This window comes from Pseudovibrio sp. Ad13, assembly GCF_001623225.1.
Lineage (GTDB): Bacteria > Pseudomonadota > Alphaproteobacteria > Rhizobiales > Stappiaceae > Pseudovibrio.
The window spans coordinates 289,044-306,065 of the sequence record NZ_LMCC01000017.1 but is presented as its reverse complement, the minus strand read 5'-3'; the positions used below and the strand labels follow the sequence as shown (position 1 = coordinate 306,065).

19 protein-coding genes are annotated in these 17,022 nt (G+C 49.8%); 8 read left to right on the top strand and 11 right to left on the bottom strand.

Annotation, left to right across the window (positions count from 1 at the left end; genetic code table 11):
* The first annotated feature begins 107 nt into the window (after positions 1 to 107).
* The 3 genes from rpsD to PsAD13_RS21045 all read left to right on the top strand — a co-directional run bounded on the left by rpsD (position 108) and on the right by PsAD13_RS21045 (position 2,420).
* Positions 108 to 725 (top strand): 30S ribosomal protein S4, encoded by a 618-nt coding sequence (gene rpsD, locus PsAD13_RS21055; protein ID WP_057462588.1) that lies wholly within the window; start codon positions 108 to 110, stop codon positions 723 to 725.
* 132 nt (positions 726 to 857) lie between these two features.
* The gene (ttcA, locus tag PsAD13_RS21050) at positions 858 to 1,823 is read left to right on the top strand and encodes a tRNA 2-thiocytidine(32) synthetase TtcA (protein WP_063298033.1); all 966 of its coding nucleotides are present in this window, start codon (positions 858 to 860) and stop codon (positions 1,821 to 1,823) included.
* Positions 1,824 to 1,922: 99 nt separating this feature from the next.
* Entirely contained in the window at positions 1,923 to 2,420 is a 498-nt protein-coding gene (locus PsAD13_RS21045) for a hypothetical protein (RefSeq protein WP_063319369.1), read from the top strand.
* A 553-nt stretch (positions 2,421 to 2,973) separates the two neighbouring features.
* On the opposite strand, the gene PsAD13_RS21040 is transcribed toward PsAD13_RS21045, so the two are convergent.
* The 7 genes from PsAD13_RS21040 to PsAD13_RS21010 form a co-directional block, all read right to left on the bottom strand.
* Positions 2,974 to 3,165, bottom strand: coding sequence for a hypothetical protein (locus tag PsAD13_RS21040; RefSeq protein WP_057462584.1), 192 nt, complete (start codon positions 3,163 to 3,165; stop codon positions 2,974 to 2,976).
* A 93-nt stretch (positions 3,166 to 3,258) separates the two neighbouring features.
* The gene (locus PsAD13_RS21035) at positions 3,259 to 3,921 is read right to left on the bottom strand and encodes an HAD family hydrolase (RefSeq protein ID WP_063319368.1); all 663 of its coding nucleotides are present in this window, start codon (positions 3,919 to 3,921) and stop codon (positions 3,259 to 3,261) included.
* A gap of 146 nt (positions 3,922 to 4,067) precedes the next feature.
* On the bottom strand, positions 4,068 to 4,946 hold the full coding sequence (locus tag PsAD13_RS21030) for a hypothetical protein (protein WP_063319367.1): 879 nt from the start codon (positions 4,944 to 4,946) through the stop codon (positions 4,068 to 4,070).
* Between the two features lie 153 nt (positions 4,947 to 5,099).
* Positions 5,100 to 5,435 carry a Grx4 family monothiol glutaredoxin gene (gene grxD / locus PsAD13_RS21025; protein WP_063319366.1) on the bottom strand — a complete coding sequence of 112 codons (336 nt, stop codon included), beginning with the start codon at positions 5,433 to 5,435 and terminating at the stop codon, positions 5,100 to 5,102.
* A 130-nt stretch (positions 5,436 to 5,565) separates the two neighbouring features.
* On the bottom strand, positions 5,566 to 5,799 hold the full coding sequence (locus PsAD13_RS21020) for a BolA family transcriptional regulator (protein WP_057462580.1): 234 nt from the start codon (positions 5,797 to 5,799) through the stop codon (positions 5,566 to 5,568).
* Between the two features lie 113 nt (positions 5,800 to 5,912).
* Entirely contained in the window at positions 5,913 to 8,117 is a 2,205-nt protein-coding gene (gene purL / locus PsAD13_RS21015) for a phosphoribosylformylglycinamidine synthase subunit PurL (protein WP_063319432.1), read from the bottom strand.
* A 224-nt stretch (positions 8,118 to 8,341) separates the two neighbouring features.
* Positions 8,342 to 8,854 carry a hypothetical protein gene (locus PsAD13_RS21010; RefSeq protein ID WP_063289576.1) on the bottom strand — a complete coding sequence of 171 codons (513 nt, stop codon included), beginning with the start codon at positions 8,852 to 8,854 and terminating at the stop codon, positions 8,342 to 8,344.
* A gap of 359 nt (positions 8,855 to 9,213) precedes the next feature.
* Between PsAD13_RS21010 and PsAD13_RS21005 the strand changes: the two genes are divergently transcribed.
* A complete protein-coding gene (locus PsAD13_RS21005; RefSeq protein WP_193777082.1) occupies positions 9,214 to 10,197 on the top strand; it encodes an HlyD family secretion protein in 984 nt (327 codons plus the stop codon).
* Positions 10,198 to 10,208: 11 nt separating this feature from the next.
* Positions 10,209 to 11,258: an FUSC family protein gene (locus PsAD13_RS21000; RefSeq protein ID WP_063319365.1), complete on the top strand. Its 1,050-nt coding sequence runs from the start codon at positions 10,209 to 10,211 to the stop codon at positions 11,256 to 11,258.
* A gap of 63 nt (positions 11,259 to 11,321) precedes the next feature.
* Here PsAD13_RS21000 and PsAD13_RS20995 read toward each other — a convergent pair whose 3' ends face one another.
* On the bottom strand, positions 11,322 to 11,858 hold the full coding sequence (locus PsAD13_RS20995) for a peroxiredoxin-like family protein (protein WP_063319364.1): 537 nt from the start codon (positions 11,856 to 11,858) through the stop codon (positions 11,322 to 11,324).
* A 147-nt stretch (positions 11,859 to 12,005) separates the two neighbouring features.
* Here PsAD13_RS20995 and PsAD13_RS20990 point away from each other — a divergent pair, with 147 nt between their 5' ends.
* Positions 12,006 to 12,818, top strand: coding sequence for an AraC family transcriptional regulator (locus PsAD13_RS20990; protein WP_063319363.1), 813 nt, complete (start codon positions 12,006 to 12,008; stop codon positions 12,816 to 12,818).
* Between the two features lie 89 nt (positions 12,819 to 12,907).
* On the top strand, positions 12,908 to 14,134 hold the full coding sequence (gene chrA, locus PsAD13_RS20985) for a chromate efflux transporter (protein WP_063319362.1): 1,227 nt from the start codon (positions 12,908 to 12,910) through the stop codon (positions 14,132 to 14,134).
* A gap of 68 nt (positions 14,135 to 14,202) precedes the next feature.
* Here the strand turns inward: chrA and purQ are convergent, their stop codons facing one another.
* The 3 genes from purQ to purC all read right to left on the bottom strand — a co-directional run bounded on the left by purQ (position 14,203) and on the right by purC (position 16,333).
* On the bottom strand, positions 14,203 to 14,874 hold the full coding sequence (purQ, locus tag PsAD13_RS20980) for a phosphoribosylformylglycinamidine synthase subunit PurQ (RefSeq protein WP_063319361.1): 672 nt from the start codon (positions 14,872 to 14,874) through the stop codon (positions 14,203 to 14,205).
* Between the two features lie 244 nt (positions 14,875 to 15,118).
* Positions 15,119 to 15,358, bottom strand: coding sequence for a phosphoribosylformylglycinamidine synthase subunit PurS (purS, locus tag PsAD13_RS20975; protein WP_057462573.1), 240 nt, complete (start codon positions 15,356 to 15,358; stop codon positions 15,119 to 15,121).
* 210 nt (positions 15,359 to 15,568) lie between these two features.
* Positions 15,569 to 16,333 carry a phosphoribosylaminoimidazolesuccinocarboxamide synthase gene (gene purC, locus PsAD13_RS20970; protein WP_008548091.1) on the bottom strand — a complete coding sequence of 255 codons (765 nt, stop codon included), beginning with the start codon at positions 16,331 to 16,333 and terminating at the stop codon, positions 15,569 to 15,571.
* A gap of 356 nt (positions 16,334 to 16,689) precedes the next feature.
* Between purC and PsAD13_RS20965 the strand changes: the two genes are divergently transcribed.
* Positions 16,690 to 17,013, top strand: coding sequence for a DUF1476 domain-containing protein (locus tag PsAD13_RS20965; RefSeq protein ID WP_057462572.1), 324 nt, complete (start codon positions 16,690 to 16,692; stop codon positions 17,011 to 17,013).
* Positions 17,014 to 17,022: the final 9 nt, after the last annotated feature.

The window sequence follows — 17,022 nt, the reverse complement described above, 5'->3', positions numbered from 1 at the left end:
GCGCTATTTGCCAGGACCGCTGTCAATCTTTATGAGCCTTTGGGTTTGTGAAGGAAAAGGAGGGCGCGTTTCCTTTAAAATTACAGATAAACGCTAAGGAAACTGCGATGTCTAAGCGCCAGAGCGCCAAGTATAAACTAGACCGTCGGATGGGTGAAAACATCTGGGGTCGTCCTAAAAGCCCTGCGAACCGTCGTGAATATGGCCCAGGCCAGCACGGTCAGCGTCGTAAGGGTAAGCTTTCTGACTTTGGTGTGCAGCTGCGCGCTAAGCAGAAGCTGAAAGGCTACTACGGCAACATCTCTGAGAAACAGTTCCGTAAGACTTATGATGAAGCTTCCCGTCAGCGCGGTGATACTTCTGAAAACCTTATCGGTCTTCTCGAGTGCCGTCTTGACGCAGTTGTTTACCGCGCAAAATTCGTTCTCACTGTGTTTGCTGCTCGTCAGTTCATCAACCACGGTCATGTGAACGTAAACGGTCGCCGCGTAAACATCGGTTCTTACATGTGTAAGCCTGGTGACGTTATTGAAGTTCGTGAAAAGTCCAAGCAGCTGGCAATCGTACTGGAAGCAGTACAGTCCGCTGAGCGCGACGTTCCTGACTACCTTGACGTTGACACCAACAAGCTGACCGCGACATTTGCTCGTGTTCCTGCTTTTGGCGACGTGCCTTACCCAGTTCAGATGGAACCAAACCTGGTTGTGGAATTCTATTCCCGCTAATAGGTTTGATCCTGAAGAATTTGATTTGGGCTGCCCTTTGGGTGGCCCTTTTCTTTTGGTGGTGCTATTCCTCCCGCAGCATATTGCATTCGCCATTGTTTGATTGAGAACGAGTGAAGATAAGATAACGCCATGAGCCAGTTAAGCGCAGAACACGCCACTGATACAGCCGCTGAGGACAAGAGTTTCGATTCAAAGTGTCATCCACTTTTCCGTGAGGTGCCAAGTTCGGTTGAGTTCAAAAAACTGCGTAAACGGTTGCTGCGTGAAACTCGTCAGGCAATTTCTGACTATAAGATGGTTCTGGATGGGGCGAGCCCGGAGAAAACCAAATGGCTGATCTGCCTTTCTGGCGGTAAAGACAGCTACACTCTGCTTGCTGTTCTGATGGATCTGAAGTGGCGCGGTCTTCTTCCTGTTGACCTGATCGCCTGCAATCTTGACCAGTCCCAGCCGGATTTCCCGCAACACATCCTGCCCGAGTTCTTTGAGCGCTACCAGATCCCGAACAAGATTGTGCGCGAGAACACCTACGGCATTGTGACCGACAAGCTGCCTGAAACGTCTACTTATTGTTCCCTGTGCTCTCGCCTGCGCCGCGGTATTTTATATCGTACTGCGCGTGAGCTGGGCTGTGAGGCAATTGTGTTGGGGCATCACCGGGACGATGCTTTGGAAACCTTTATGATGAATATGTTCTTTGGTGGCCGCATGGCGTCGATGCCGCCAAAGCTGGTGAATGATGAAGGTGACCTGATGGTGCTGCGTCCGCTGATGAACTCCTCTGAAGCGGATATCGAGAAGTTCTCCAAGGCAATGGATTTCCCAATCATTCCTTGTAACCTGTGTGGCTCACAGGATGGCTTGCAGCGTGTTCAGGTGAAGAAGATGTTGCAACAGTGGGAGAAGGAGACGCCGGGTCGGCTGGGCATTATGGCTCGGGCTCTGGCGCATGTGCGTCCATCTCATTTACATGATGCACAGGCGTTTGATTTTGTTGGCCTGCGTCCTAATACGGGTGAGCAGGGAGAGAGTGATCAGGAACCTTGCTCCGCTGCTGCTGCGATGACTGAGAAACTGTTTGGCAATGAGTTTTAGTCATTTGGCTTAACTGCTGTAATTCTAAACCGCTGCATCCTTTGATGGAGCGGTTTTTGCTTTTTTCCGATAGATTGATCGGTTGGATTGGATAGAGACATGACACCACTTCGATTTTGGGCACGTAACACGGCTTTGGTTTTGCAGAACGTCTTTACTGCGCTGATGTTTGTGTTGTTCTCACAGTTGCGAGGATTTGCAGATCTCTCTCCGTTGCTTGAAGAGGTGTTTGGCATAAGCATCACCACGTTCTTTCTGATTGGCATTACCATTGCACTTGGCACTGCTTGCATCTTTCATCTTCCTTCGCTCAATTATACCGAGATTGGAAAAGACGGGATTGTTTATCACCGTGCTCTCATCAAGCGCAGATTGGCCTGGAATGAGATTGAGAGTGTGGATGTAAAGCAACTCAGCTTTATGGGGTTTAAGCTGGCCAAACGCGTTGTGCTGGATTTGAAGGGGAAGCGGAAGTTTCCCTATGCTCAAGCCGTGCGTGGATTGGGCGTTGATGGGGTGTTGCCAGGCACCTACAAGCAATCTCCAGAAGAAATGGCTGAGCAAATCAACCAGTTTCGCCGTCTCAATGGTGTTTGATTTTCAGTGCTGCTAGAGATTCCCTGCGGTATTTTAAATTCTTGTTAGGTAATAAAAATACGTAAACTGCGAGAAATAATTGCAGAAACTACGCGATTTTACCTATTCAATAAAGATTGTATCCAGATCCTGTAACTAAAGTCGAATTAAGACAGAATTTCAGCGATCAAGCCGCGGTTTAACGTGGTGATATTTTTTTAGTTTCTCGATGTGAATTTTCCACGAAAGACATTGGAGGTAACTATGAATATGGTCATTGATGGCTTGAACGGTATTGGATGGAAAAAGCAGAGAGATACTGCTGATCAATCCTGTCAGTGCGGTTCCTGGAAGTTGCACTGGATCAGGCATTCAAAACGTGACTGGCCATCTACCTGCAGCAATGCAGAATGTCATAAAAAACCCACCCAAGGATCACACCTGAGATGGCTGAGCGGAAGTCGGGCTCAAATCGTTCCACTGTGTGATAGCTGTAGCAAGCTGACTGAGCGCTTTAACTTACGAGACGGTGTTATCACCGTGGTGAAGCAGCAGTATGAGTGCAGCTGAGTTCTCACTTCATCCCCCCATAGTACTTACAGGCGTCAGGGCCGTTTAGTAGAGACGGCTTTTGGAACACGGTTATGTGGTTGCACTCGTAACGGGCGAGGCCTTCCTTCGTGGTTGGCGTAATAGCCGCGGCGACTGCACCCATCGTGGTGCCTGTGATTACGCCTAGGAGCAAAACTCTCAGATAAACTTGCATCTCTCATCCCCCGATGAACTGTTGATCAGACTGATTTAGCAAGGGGAATGTGAGAGAGCTCTGAGAGGTGTGTTCATTCAGCGTTCAGGAAGGTTAAGCGGTCAGGCTACTCCAGTTAACCTCTAAGCACTCTGCCTGCGCTATTGCTTCTGTGAAGCTGTTGAGGGGCAGGGCATCTGCTTTTCGATCGTGGGGAGCAACATGGAGGGCACTCCAACCTGCTTCGCGGGCAGGCTTGATGTCTTTTTCCAGATTATCGCCAATGAACAGAGCTGTTTCTGCGATAAAGTCGTGTTTTTTCTCAAGCTTGCGAAGAAGCGACACGCTTGGTTTGCACTCTGCTGGGAATGTATCACCACTGGCGTACGCAAAGTCGACGTGATCCAGAATTCCAAGCTTGTTCATGACAGCCCATTGGAAACCTGAAGGGCCATTGGTCATGACACCGATCTGACAGTCAAAGTTTGCCTTCAAAAGTGCGATTGCTTCAAAAATGCCAGAGAAAGGAGCTTGTGCCTCCGCCCACCTCTGGGTGAACGTTGTCAGTGCGTGCTCCTGTTCGTCAGCCTGCATGTCTGGGAAACACGACTGCACAGCCTCCAACCCGGTGTGCTCGCCATTGTGCAGCATGTGGCGTAGCCAGGTGTCGCTGTGCTTGTTGAACTGCTCACCAAAAATCTCAAAGAACATTTTCGGGTAGGATGCTTTGTGATGACAAATTGTGCCATCCAAATCGAAAACAATGGTCTTAAACATATGCTGCCTGTTTTGAGGAATGCTTGCAGAATAACCTAATGGTTTTCGAGTGCCTGAAAACAAAAAACGGGCCTCCGTGTGAAGGCCCGTTTTAAAGGGCTTTGTAGGAAAATATTTTATCAAGCCGATACTCAGATGAGAGGATTTTAAGGCGCTTTTTCTTTATCCTGCGTTGCGAATGCAAAGCGCCCATCCGCCTTCCATTTTCGGTACTCCGGTGGCAATACTTGTATATTGTCGTCTTTTATTTCGTAATGCTTCCACGGATGATGGGTTCTTCCAGCTAAGAAAAGATGGCCATCATAAGCCATAAGAATATGAGTGGTTTTATCCTCCAAGAAATGCATTGCTTTCGGAGAATTGTCTAAAATCTCAAATTTATCAAAATCATTGCGATCAACAAAGAATGCATTTAGCTGAGTTGTTGCAACTAGTTCATAGCCCATATCTTTTGCTTCTTCGCAGATAGCGAGTAAGGAATTTCCTTGATTCACTGAAAGATCTCGCGCTTGCAGGAAATAAATGTCCAAAGATATGCAGGGATTAAACTCAATGCAGACAACGCGCGGACGATATCGCTTTACATCTGCCCAGATGTGGACGTCACAGCCGTCAATATCGATTGACAAAAAATCAAAATTTCTTGGGAGCTTCTCACGAAGTTGGTCGAGATGAAAATCCAGATCAGTGTGCTTATCTAGGCCAACGTATTCAAATAGTGGGAGTACTTGTTCGTTTTCTTTGTATAATTCTTTGAGCAATTTGTAACGTTGCTTTGTTGGCTCAAATAAGATGCCCTTCCAACCTTTATTTTTTAATAGGTTATATGTGTTGCTGTGATGTTTTCCATCGGCTGCACCCACGTCGCATAAAACTTTGTTTTCCACTCCAATAACATCAAAAATCTTATTGATGATGCCATCTTCGCCATATTTGGTGACGATATTTTTTTTGTATTTTTGCAACCAAGTTGAATGTGTGTTGCGTAAGTCTTTGGGAAGAAATTTAATGGTTGGCTCGGTCATAGTGCGCTCCGAAAAGAATAATAACTAGAGCTAGCACAGTGAGATGGGCACCTAAACCTCACAAATGGGATGGAGTAAGGGTTCGTGAGTGAAAACGAAAAAACGGGCCTCCGTGGGAAGGCCCGTTTTATGAATTTTATGTTCAGCAGAGACTTACGCAGCTGGTGCGATCTCGATGCCTTTTTCTGAGAGCAGAGCCTGAAGTTCCTGAGACTGGAACATCTCACGGATAATATCACAGCCACCAACGAACTCGCCTTTGACGTAGAGCTGTGGGATTGTTGGCCACTGGCTATAATCTTTGATGCCCTGACGGAGGCTATCGTCTTCCAGAACGTTATGACCGACGTATTTTACGCCGATGTAATCCAAAATCTGCACAGACTGGCCGGAGAAGCCACACTGTGGGAAGTTTGGAGTGCCTTTCATAAAGAGCACTACATCGTTGTTTTCTACTTCGTTTTTGATCCAGCTTTGGATATCGCTCATGTCGTCGAGTTCCTTTCGCTCGACCGGGGTCAAAGCCCGGTGACCGTGATTGTATATTGTTCGTAGTGCGGCACTCATATGGGAACTTGCAGGGATAATGCAAGAGAAAGGTCGCACTGCCTTAGTTTTGTTATTCCGGAGCAGAGGTCTGCAACGCCAATGCGTGCAAATCGTCGCCCATTTTACCCTTAAGAGCCTGATACACCAACTGGTGCTGCTGTACGCGGGATTTACCGCGGAAACTCTCTGAGATAACGACAGCGGCGTAATGGTCGCCGTCACCTGCCAGATCTCTGATTTCCACGTGTGCGTCTGGCAAAGCCTCTTTGATAAGGTTTTGTAGTTCGCCTGCGTCCATGGCCATGGGTATGCCTCCTTGCCCGACTGGGTTACTTCTGTTTGGCTGCTTCCCTCACCCAAATGAGGAGGGAAGCGAATCTTATTTAGAACTCAGTTTAGCAGTTCGGTGGACGAGTATCAGCTCGCCTGCATAAAATGCGGGAACCATCCCTCGAAAGCATTGTGCAGCTCTTCAACTGATGCACTGATTTTATCACCAAGAACAAGAGTATCACCTCCAGTCTTACCGATTTCTTCCGTGCTGATACCAGCGTCGATCGCATCTTCCAAGAAGGCAGCGAGCTTTTCCTCTGCCACAGTCACAACATAGCGACTTTGATCTTCGCCAAACAGAATGGCATGAGGATGTTCGCCGGTGATTTTTACAGTAGCACCGAGCTTGCCTTTGATGGCCATTTCCGCAAGAGCAACAGCCAGACCGCCAGATGAAATGTCGTGAGCTGCTGTGATGCGGCCCGCGGTGATGGCTTCACGTACGAACGTTCCGGTGAGCTTTTCAACTTCCAGATCCACTGAAGGAGGTGCACCTTCATCGCTGCCCAGAACTTCCTGCAGGTACTGAGATGAACCGAGGTGTTTGCCTTTGCCGCCCAGCACGATGATGGTTTCTCCAGTGCTAACGAATGTACTGCCAACGCGCTTGGTTACGTCTTTGAGCAGGCCAACGCCGCCGATTGCAGGAGTTGGCAAAATGCCTTCGCCGTAGGTTTCGTTGTACAAAGACACGTTACCGGAGACGATCGGAGTTTCCAGAACTTCGCATGCTTCACCGATGCCTTTCAAGCAGCCAACGAACTGGCCCATGATCTCAGGCTTCTCGGGATTGCCGAAGTTCAGGTTGTCGGTGATCGCCAGCGGAAGGGACCCAACTGCGGACAGGTTACGATAGGTTTCTGCAACTGCCTGCTTGCCGCCTTCATATGGGTTTGCGTAGCAATAGCGCGGGTTGACGTCTACGGAGAATGCAAGACCCTTGTCTGTTCCGTCAACGCGGATGACGCCAGCATCACCGCCCGGAGTTGCTGCGGAGTTGCCCTGAATGAGGGTGTCGTATTGCTCATAGACCCAGCGACGGGAGGATCCATTAGCGCCACCGATAAGCTTCAGCAGAGCTTCTTTGTAGTCTGCTGGCTCTTCAATATTGGCTGCTGCAATTTCTTCCGGCTCAGCCCACTGTGTCCAAGGACGATCATACTCAGGAGCTTCGTCGCCGAGTTCCTTGATTGGCAGATCGGCCATGATTTCGCCGTGCTGCTTCACAACAAAGCGCAGGGTATCTGTGGTTACACCGCAGATTGCGAAGTCCAGTCCCCACTTGGTGAAGATGGCTTCGGCTTCTTTTTCCTTGGATGGCTCTAGAACCATGAGCATGCGCTCCTGGCTTTCAGAGAGCATCATCTCATAGGCACTCATGTTCTCTTCGCGGGCTGGGACTTTGTCGAGATCCAGATCGATGCCAAGGTTACCTTTTGCGCCCATTTCAACTGCTGAACAGGTAAGGCCAGCTGCGCCCATGTCCTGAATGGCGATGACTGCGCCGGTCTTCATCAGTTCAAGGCAGGCTTCCATCAGACACTTTTCAGTGAATGGATCACCAACCTGAACAGTTGGACGTTTCTCTTCAATGGAATCATCAAACTCAGCGGATGCCATTGTGGCGCCGCCAACACCGTCACGGCCTGTTTTGGCACCGAGGTATACGACCGGGAGGCCAACCCCTTTTGCTTCAGACAGGAAGATCTTGTCAGAATCGGCAAGGCCCGCTGCAAATGCGTTGACCAGACAGTTTCCGTTATAGGATTTGTGGAACTCAACTTCGCCGCCCACTGTCGGGACACCGAAGGAGTTGCCGTATCCACCTACACCGGAGACAACACCGGACACGAGGTGGCGGGTGCGTGGATGATCTGGCTCACCGAAGCGCAGAGCGTTCATGGCTGCGACCGGACGTGCCCCCATGGTGAACACGTCGCGCAGAATACCACCAACGCCAGTTGCTGCGCCCTGATATGGCTCGATGTAAGACGGATGGTTGTGGCTTTCCATCTTAAAGACGACTGCCTGCCCGTCATCGATGTCGACAACGCCTGCATTCTCGCCCGGTCCCTGAATAACACGAGGTCCGGTGGTCGGGAGTGTCTTCAACCATTTCTTGGAGGATTTGTAAGAGCAATGCTCATTCCACATTGCGGAGAAAATTCCGAGCTCGGTGAAGGTTGGCTCTCTGCCAATCAGCTCCAGGATGCGAGCATATTCATCTTCCTTAAGACCGTGGGCCTCAATGAGTTCGGGGGTGATCTTGACGCTATTTTGGATCATCACACTCAGAAAATTTGGGCGCAGTGCGCCGGGGCCAAATGTCACGGGCTGCTTAACAGGATTCATAGGAAAATGGAAACTGTCGACACCGTTTTTTTGGTTTTTTTGCTGCCAAGGCATGGTTTTTTGCAGCTTAACGTCAAGTCGCTTTGTTGGAAAATACGTGGGCTGTAATTTCTTGAATTGACTGAAAAAATTTTCACCTCTGATTGGCGATTTTTGGGTTGTCAGAAGGTTATTTCGCCCTGAATTGTGGTGACGGACATGGACTTATTGGGAAGGGCCATTCTGCTCCATGTGCCGCTGCCTTTGGCTGTGTCCCATTTTTGATCACCACCAAGGATTGCCCAGTTGCCGGAGTAGGTTCCACTCTTAACTGTCGTGATTTCATAACTGAGAGCGAAGGGCGTTCCATTCTTATCTTTCAAACTGCAGACGCCACCGCCTTGGACCTGCATGTTTTTGACGACAGCGCCTCCGAAGCAACTGCCTGATACAAAGTCAAAAGGGTCCTCTGGGTTATCGCTTAAGAAGATATAATCAGCGTTGATGCGCTTAAGATTGAGCTGATCCGTCACAATTGCATTGTTGTAGAGGCCAAAGGTGGCCAACTGGCCTGTGTGGGAGAAGCTTGCGGCTCGAGCATTAACCTGTGCTGCATTGACGTTGAGCGTTGTCGCTGCAAACGTGGTGGCGAAAACGGTTCCGAGGACGGCAATTCTTTTCGCGAGGGGGGGCATCACAGATAGTCCTTTGCAGGTTTGCCTGACAACTGGGCCAAGCCTAAGCGTTTTCGCGATGCAACCACACCTGCTGATCCCCTTTCAACGACGACCTTTTGAACTGGTTAGGTTTTTGTTTCGCGTTCTGCAACGAGCACGTGTAAAAACTTCACATTTCAGAAATCTTCGTTAACTTACTGTATTTACTACCTACTTTGAATTTAGAGGGATGGTTTTCATGATTTTAAAACCCTCATTTGCGATGCTTTCTCGTGCCTCCAAATGGGTGCCTTTTGCCAGTGTTTGACGCTGGTTTGTCTAACAAGAATTCGCCGATACTTATGTTTTGCGTAGTGTCAGGTGAGCGGAGATAAAGGGTGCCTGGAGGCATTTATCATATAAGTGGTCCGATCAAGGTGATCTTAGGCGCATGCGCCTTGATCGGCGCTTATGTGGTACAGGATTATTACATCACTTACACTGCTGATGCTTATGTTTCCGCTGATGTTGTGCGCGTTGCTCCAGAAATTTCCGGGTTTGTTACCGAAGTACCAGTTGCCCGAAACCAGAAAGTCGGTGCGGGGGAGCTTCTTATGCAGATTGATCTTGAACCGTTTGCTTTGGCCGTTCAGGAAGCCCGTGCAGAAGAGGCGATGTCTCTAGCAAATCTGCGTCGGTCTGAGGCGGAGGTGCAGGTTGCCGAGGCTGCTGTCACAGCGGCTGTTGCCAAGGTTGCCAATCTGTCTGCACAGCAGCAGCGCTTTGAAGAGCTTACGGACAATGGTTTTGTTACCCAGCAGCGTTTGGATAACATAACACTCTCGCTGGAAGAAGCTAACGCGGAAACTGACTCTACACGTGATGCTTTGAGAGCGGCCACGCACTTGGTTGAGGTGATGCGCTCTACTTATGAAGCGGCTCAAGCTGCTACTGCTCTGGCGCAATATAACCTTCGCAAATCCTCGCTTCTATCGCCTTATGATGGTGTGGTTAGTGAGTATTCGGTTAATCCGGGTAATTATGTACTGGAGGGGGTTCCTCAACTGGCGCTCATCACCAATAGCAACTGGAGGATCATTGCCAACTTAGTTGAGCGTCACGCAGCTCGTCTCATTCCCGGGCAAACGGTGTGGTTTCAAGTTTCCAGTGATCCTTATCGCATTCATAAAGGCACGGTGAGATCAATCGGGCGCGGTGTGTCGAGAATGGATGCAGATTCGAGGGTGTTGCCTTATATCCCGTTGACAACTGCGTGGATCCGGCTCTCTCAACGCTTTCCTGTCGAGATTGATATGGGCGAATACCTTAAAAATCATCAACCGATGCATGGCGGTGACGCTCGCATCTTCCTTGTGCATTAGGGGAGAAGCAGATGAAGCTGGATTATCATAATGGTTTTCGAACTGCTTTGATGGTGACACTTGCTTCTGTTGTTGCGCTTGTTGTGGATGCGGATGATCCCTGGTGGGCGGCGATGTCTGCCATGACTGTTGCTAATGCCGATTGGACCAATGTGTGGCGCAAAGGAGCTCAGCGGCTTTTTGGTACGCTTGCTGGCGCTGCATTTGGCTACATGCTTGCTATCATGTTCAGAAACATTCCGATCTTCCAAGTGATTTCAATTGGAGGACTTGCTGCGCTCGCGGTTTATAAACGGATGGCAAGTCCAGATTATAGCTACGCCTGGTTGCTTGGGATCATTACAGCGATGCTTGCAATTTATATCTCAGTGGTTGAGATAGATGCGCTCTTTTCTAAGATGGTAGACCGGAGCGTTACTGTTTTGATTGGGGTTGGGGTTGCTACGATTGTTATGTATTGGTTGACCAAGGGTAGCTCAATCAAGGTTGGTTTTGGCCCCATTGGTATTAGCAGGCTTGAGGAAGTTGACCATAGCTGGGTTACAGCTCTTTGCATTACAGGTGCAGTGGTCGCGGTAGCCGCACCAATCATTTATGTGAAGCATGATCTGGTTGCTATGGTGCAGATCACGATTACGTCTCTTGTGGTCTTATATGGGCCAGTTCAAGATGTGAAGAAAGTTGCCTTAAACAGGTCTGTTGGGTGCCTGATCGGCGGCTTGCTGGGTTTACTGTTAGTTGTGCTGGGTCTGCAGTCATTCTTCTGGTGGGTGATCGCAGTTTTTTGCGGGCTGTTTTTTCTCTGTTCACTCCATCATAGCACAAGTTATTGGGCTTATGCCGGGACACAAGGCGGCTATGCCTTTGTTATTGCTGCGCTTGCGTCTTCCGGGCCGATTGACAATATCGAAGGGGTGCTTGACCGTTTGGTTGGCGTGCTTTTGGGGGCGATCCTAGGAATTATAGTGCTGTATGCTGTCAGAATTTGGCAAGGGGCTGAACTCAAGAGTATTGAGCATATTGCCGATGAAAAATCTTCGCAAAAAGTAGATGACCAATAAAAAGAGAGGCTGTGAAATCACAGCCTCTCTGTGCATCAAGAAAAGTGTTTGTGGTACAATTGATTAAAGAGCCCCGGTGTATTCACCGCGAGCGGGATAATCATTCTTGATGCAGAAGTCGAGAGCACCGAGCATTGGTTTAAAGTCAGGACGTGCAAATGGCATAGTCTGCACATTCCCGAAGTAGAGAGTGCCGTCAGGCTTTACAAAGAACAGGCCTGGTTCAGCAAAGAGGCCTGGTTCTTCGATACCGATAGACGTTTTTCCGCGGCCTGCTGAAATGAACAGACCCCACTCACGTGCTTTTGTCAGAGTAACGCCATAACCAACACGCAGTTTGTCTGCTTTAATCGCATTGGAAAATGTTTGAGCACGGTCCTGCGTATCGGTTGAGAGGGCGATGGTTTTCACACCACGTTCCTCAAACTCTGGTGTCAGGCGTTCCAGTTCTTTCAGGTAGGTTGCACAAATGGGACAGTGCAGACCACGGTAAAAAACGACCAGAGTGGCAAAGTCAGAAGCATCGGCTGACAGATCGAATGTACCACCACCAAGAAGGTTCACAGATAAGCTTGGGACTGGCTTGCGAGGGATAAGCATTATTATTCTCCTGAGCTAAATTTTCTTTTTGTAGCTTTGCTCAATTCGATTTTTTGAAAGGGCAATTAGCAGTGGTCGATTTCTATTTGATATGATATTGAACGTTTAATTGCTTTTTGTTCGAAATAACTGACTGAGAGTTCGGATATGGCCACTGCGCTTGCTGAGGTGAAACCGAGAGAGCTGCGATACGATCGCCTTTCTTCGCTTATTGAACGCTTTAAAGTGGAGGCACATATTCTTAAAAACACTGAGGATGAGGTGCTTCAGGGCAACTTTTTTATTCTTCGGTGTATGCAAGGTTTCCGGAAGCTTGTGTTTCTTCCCGCCAGTCCCAATAACCCCACTGAAGTTAAGCGTATATGCCAGGATACTGTTGTTCTTGCCGGAGCTCGGGTTGAGTTTGGCGGGCCGGGGTCTCAGCTGAGCACAGCTTTGCCTGATTACGTGGAGATCTATCTCAAGGATGCGCCAGAGCTGGAGAGCCTTGCTGCATTGGTGGTGGAAGAAGTGCTTTCGCCTCGGTGCGGAAGTGCCGCTGTGATCAATCGCTTGTGTGAAGTGGTGGTGATCCGGCTGCTGCGTCATGCGGTGCGGTCCGGTGTTGCTTGCAGTGGTCTGATTGCCGGATTGGCTCATCCTAATCTAGCGCAAGCGCTTGTTGCCATTCATGAAGATCCTTCCAAGCAGTGGCGTCTGGAAAGTCTTGCAGAAGTTGCTGGCATGTCGCGCACACAGTTTGCTGTGCACTTCAAGGAGGTCATGGGGGAGACGCCAGGGTCGTATTTGAGCAACTGGCGGCTGGCATTGGCTAAATTGGATCTGGAGGCTGGGCGCCCTTTGAAAAGCGTTGCTGCGCGGGTTGGATTTGCTTCACCAACGGCATTGTCGCGGGCCTATCAACGGCGTTACAATGAGCTTCCTCGTAATGTTGCATTGAAAACAGGTGTGGCTGCTTAAAACAGATGCGTTCTGCGTGTTTGTCCTAATGTCACATCTCTGCTTTATATGCTGCTCCGCTTTCTTTTCAGAATACAATTGAGCTGTGCATGAGTTTTACAGAACGCCCGACCAACCTTCCTGAAGTGCATGCCAAAGGTCATGCGCTGGAGGTTTTTGTTACCTTTCTAAAGCTGGGTTTGACGTCGTTTGGTGGGCCGATTGCTCATCTGGGTTATTTTCGCGAAGAGATCGTGAAGCGCCGGAAGTGGCTTTCCGAAGAAGCCTATGGTGATTTAGTTGCGTTGTGTCAGTTCCTACCGGGACCGGCCAGCAGTCAGGTTGGGTTTGGGCTTGGACTTATGCGGGCAGGGCCGTTGGGAGCTTTGGCTGCGTTCTTCGCCTTTACTGCTCCGTCAGCCTTACTGCTCTTTGGGTTTGCCTATTGGGCGAGCGCTTTTGAAGGGCCCGTCGGTATGGGGCTGATCCATGGCCTCAAACTGGTGGCAGTTGCTGTTGTTGCTCAGGCTGTCTGGGGGATGGCACGCAACTTTTGCGCAGATCAGCTCAGGGCCGGACTTGCTGTTCTGGCCGTGGTTCTTGTTGTTGCCTTCGGTGGTGCCGGGGGGCAAATTGCGGCGATTGTGGCCGGTGGCCTGGGAGGTTTTTTGTTTTGTCGCTCGGAGCCCAAAGCCGTGGTGCATGAGGTTCTATTTGCTCCTAGACGTCGGGTTGGGCTGCTTTCTGTCATTTTATTTGCTGTGCTGCTTTTTGGTCTGCCCGTTCTGAGTGATGTTATTGTTGATCCGTTGCTGGGTGTGTTTGCCAGCTTCTACCATTCCGGTTCGCTTGTGTTTGGTGGAGGGCATGTGGTGTTGCCACTGCTGGAAGCCGAGGTGGTTGGCAAAGGGCTGGTGAGTGAGAGCTCTTTCCTTGCCGGGTACGGCGCGACGCAAGCCGTGCCGGGGCCTTTGTTTACATTTGCTGGATATCTGGGCGCTGAAATGCAGACGGGCTATGCAGCGTGGATTGGAGCAAGCATAGCGTTGCTGGGCATCTTCCTGCCGGGGGCGTTGCTTCTGATTGCCGGTCTGCCTTACTGGGCCGTGCTGCGTCAGACACCTTCTGCACGTGGCGTCATGGCTGGTGCAAATGCGGCTGTTGTTGGTGTTCTTGGAGCGGCCTTATATGCGCCTGTCTGGACCAGCGCTATCCTTGAGGCGAAAGACTTTGCAGCTGCGCTTTGCGGATTTGTTCTGCTGGTTTCTTTCAAATCGCCGCCATGGGTGGTTGTGGTACTGCTTGGCCTGACCGGGATTGGCTTTGCGTTCATTTAAGGACTTCAGGTAATAAAAAACCCGGAGTGCTGAGCATTCCGGGTTCTAAAACTTGTTTGCTTTTCTGATTAAGCAGCGAGGCTTTGCATTACGCTTTCAAACAGAGCCCGGCCTTCGAGGCCACCATGAAGATCTTCGATAAGATTTTCCGGGTGAGGCATCATGCCGAGAACGTTGCCTTTGGCACTGGTGATGCCTGCAATGTCGTTGAGAGAACCATTTGGGTTAGTCCCGTCAGCATAGCGGAATGCGACGCGGCCTTCGCCTTCGAGTTCTTTCAGGGTTTCAGCGTCAGTAAAGTAGTTGCCGTCATGGTGTGCCACCGGACAGCGCCAAACTTTGCCTTTTTCCATGTGCGGTGTGAAGGCGCTGTTGGTGCTGGTGGTTTCCAGCATAACTTCCTTACACACGAAGTGGAGGGATGCATTGCGCATCAACGCACCTGGCAACAGGCCTGCCTCAGTCAGCATTTGGAAACCGTTACATACGCCGAGAACGTGACGTCCCTGATCTGCCGCAGTTTTGAGAGCTGGCATGATGTGGGAGCGTGCTGCAATCGCACCTGAGCGCAGGTAATCGCCGTAAGAGAAGCCGCCTGGCAGGACATAAAGGTCTGCTTCTGGCAGTTCAGTTTCAGTATGCCATACCGTGGCAACAGACTGGCCGGAGATCTGCTCCAGCGCTTTGATCATATCGCGATCCCGGTTGGAACCGGGGAATAGGATCACTGCGGATTTCATGAATGTTTCCTCTTGGATGGAGGGCCGCTTGTTACAGACGAGATTTTACAGAAGTAAAAACACTGCAAGAACAGAGAGGGCAGCGGGCAAGCCAATAAAGATGATTGCTTTGATAACCATGAACCGGATGATCCGGCCTGTATCGTCTTGCACGTTTATGCCCTCGCAGATTCTGCTATCGGTTACAACTTACTTTTGAGCGAATTCTTGTCATGTGATTGAGTTCAATCACATGGAACGCGCTCTAGAGAAGCTCGATCGAGTAATTTTCGATGACGGTGTTTGCCAGTAGCTGCTCGCACATGGCTTCAATGTCAGCTTTTGCCTGAGCATCGGTGCGATCTGCCAGTTCAAGGTCAAACACTTTACCCTGGCGAATGCCTTCAACGCCTTCAAAACCAAGAGAACCAAGGGAGCCTTCGATTGCTTTGCCCTGGGGATCGAGAACACCGTTCTTAAGAGTGACGGTCACACGTGCCTTCATGGTTCTAACTGGTCCTTCCTTACCAAAATGAGAGATTCAAGCGGTTTGCATTGCGCCTGCCGCGAAAATCCGTTCTTTGCGCGCGTTCATAACGCGGGAATCTATACTGGGGAAGTGAAAATGAGCGCAGGTAGTGAGATAGTTCAATACCCGTGCGGTAGTTTGCTTGCCCCAAAAATGCAAAACGGGCCGCAGGGGCCCGTTCGTTGATTATTTGACTAGCACTGGTCCAGAATGTCCCGGGCGGTCGTTGTCGATCAGGATACCAAGCCTGCGGGCTACTTCCTGATAGGCTTCAACCATGCCGCCCATGTTCTGGCGGAACCGGTCTTTATCCATCTTGTCGTTTGTGGAAGTGTCCCACAAGCGACAGCTGTCTGGAGAGATCTCGTCCGCAAGGACGATACGCATCATGTCGCCTTCGATCTGACGTCCAAGTTCGATCTTGAAGTCAACGAGGCGAATACCGACGCTCATGAACAGACCGGACAGGAAATCGTTGATGCGGATGGCGAGTGCCATGATGTCATCAAGCTCCTGAGGAGCGGCCCAACCAAAAGCGGTGATGTGTTCTTCAGAAACCAGCGGATCTCCAAGTTCGTCGTTCTTGTAGTAGAACTCGATAATGGAGCGTGGAAGCTGAGTACCTTCTTCCAATCCCAGGCGTTTGCACAGAGAACCTGCTGCAACGTTGCGGATAACGACCTCGATCGGGATGATTTCCACCTGACGGATCAGCTGTTCGCGCATGTTCAACCGACGAATAAAATGGGTTGGAATGCCCATGTTATTCAGATTGTTGAAAATGTACTCAGAGATCCGGTTGTTCAGGACACCCTTTCCATCAACGACTTCATGCTTTTCGTTGTTGAAGGCTGTAGCATCATCTTTGAAGTGCTGAATCAGCGTTCCCGGCTCAGGACCCTCATAGAGAATCTTAGCCTTGCCTTCGTAAATTCGCCGACGGCGGTTCATAGGCACTTACCATTGCGTTTGTAGAACAAGTCGTACGGGTGACGTTGAGGCTTAAACCACTTGCCTTGCAAAACATTCGAGCAAAAATGCTGCGAATGACCCTCCAGCACTGGTTTTCGCATCTTTCGTCATTGCGAAAATCGCGATCCCGCTATGCGGCGCGGAACTTAACCGACTTTTTGATAAAGCACAAATGGGTAATTTGAATGGCGTCAACGCTCTCTGAATTGCTGCTGACTACAACTAATGGCTTTTGACCTGCAAATAGAAGTTGCGTACAATGAATTACGTAAGTTATAGCGTGGCTTGTAAGAGGGGAGGGACCTTTTTACATTGTCTGAGCTAGGAGGGAATAGATGAGCACGTTTGACAAACGAGCTGATGCGTTTGAAGGCAGTTTCGCAATGGGTTCTGAGCTTGCTTTCAAGGCTACTGCACGGCGCGATAAGCTGCTGGGCCAGTGGGCTGCTGAGAAGCTTGGTTTGGCCGGAGACATCGCAGAAGATTACGCCAACAAGATCGTCCAAACTGATCTTAAAGAGCCAGGCGACGAAGACATTTTTGCTCGTATTTCCAAAGATTTTGCAGATGCAAGTGTTGAGCAGTCTGAACACCAGATTCGCCGCACTATGGAAGAGCTGATGGCTGTTGCGAAAAAGGAAGTTGCTGAGGAAGCATAAGCTGCACTC